Origin of the sequence: Micromonospora sp. NPDC048169 (genome assembly GCF_040652815.1) — a bacterium.
Lineage (GTDB): Bacteria > Actinomycetota > Actinomycetes > Mycobacteriales > Micromonosporaceae > Micromonospora.
Genome location: NZ_JBEZMS010000084.1, coordinates 1 through 1336 on the forward strand (window position 1 = coordinate 1; position 1336 = coordinate 1336).

2 protein-coding genes are annotated in these 1336 nt (G+C 64.7%); both read left to right on the plus strand.

The annotated features are described in order from the left end of the window. Positions 1–739 (plus strand): AAA family ATPase (locus AB0D28_RS29895; protein WP_357391264.1); only part of this gene is annotated, 739 nt, incomplete at its 5' end. Beyond that, a complete protein-coding gene (locus AB0D28_RS29900; protein WP_357391266.1) occupies positions 739–1272 on the plus strand; it encodes a kinase in 534 nt (177 codons plus the stop codon). The genes AB0D28_RS29895 and AB0D28_RS29900, both read left to right, overlap by 1 nt. The last annotated feature ends 64 nt before the right edge of the window (positions 1273–1336 follow it).

Here is a 1336-nt window from a genome sequence, read left to right on the forward strand (position 1 = left end):
TAGCCGCGAGCTGGCGGCCGAGTGGAACACGAGCGCCTTCACCGTCACCTCAGCCATGAAGCTGCTGGAAGCAGAAGGCGTCATCGAGAGCAAGTCCCGGTCCAAGAGGGTTGTGCGCGTGCCCAACCAGGAGCGACGGGGGCCGGTCCGCCTGCCGAAGCCGCGCGTGGTGCTCATCGGCGGGTACGCCGGCAGCGGCAAGACCGAGTTGGGCCGAATGCTTGCTCGTGCCACCGGCTGGCCCATGCTCGACAAGGACACGCTGACCCGGCCAATCGTTGAAGCCGCGTTGGAGATTCTGGGCCAGTCACCGCATGACCGGGAGTCGGAGACTTACCTGAAGCTCGTCCGGCCCCGGGAGTACGAAGCCCTGAGTGCTGCGGCGGAAGAGAACGTGCAATGCGGCAACAGCGTCATCGTGACTGCACCCTTCATTGCCGAGTTTCAGAACCCGCAGTGGCTGGACCGGACGCGCGCACGATTCGCCAGCATGGACGCCTCGCTGAGCGTGGTTTGGGTGTACTGCGACGAGGACACGATGAACCTGTACCTGCGGAGACGGGGAGCTGCACGCGATGCGGCAAAGCTCGCTGACTGGGCGGGCTACCTCAGCCGCATCGATACAGGTTTCCGGCCGCCAGTCGATCACACGGTCGTCAACAACTGTGTGTCTGCGAAGCCCTTGCAGGAACAGGCGGAAACCTTGGTGAAGTCCTTGATGGGGTTGGAGCTCGACTGATGCACGGCGTGATCCTCTACGGTCCGCCAGCATCAGGGAAAGACACCATCACGGCGGCCCTGCACCAGCTCGACGGCCGCTACCAGCAGTTCCAACGCCTGAAGGTTGGACCTGGGCGCACCGATGGCTACCGTATGACCACCGAAGCCGAGCTAACCGCGCTGCGGGCATCAAGTGATGTGGTCTGGGAGAACCAGCGGTATGGCTCGGTGTATGTCGTCGACAGCCCCGGCCTCCGTCAGCAGCTCGACGACGCCATTCCCGTCGTGCATCTCGGCCAGGTCGAGGCAATCGACGCTGTACGGCAAGCCTTCCCCGATGTGTCCTGGACCGTTGTGGCTCTCACCTGCCCCCGAGACGTGGCCGAACAGCGAATAGCTCGACGAGGGACGGGCGACACCTGGCAGCGGCTCAGAGCATGGGACGAAACTGCGCCTGCGTCGACCGCGGACATCACCATCGACACCTCGCAGACGACGGCGGACCAAGCGGCACTGCTCATCGACCAGGCGGTGCGGGCTGCGGCGCCGTAGAGGCATGGGCGGCCGGACTGCCGGCGAGGTGGTTCAAAGTTTCTGTACGTCTTCAAGGCGGCCC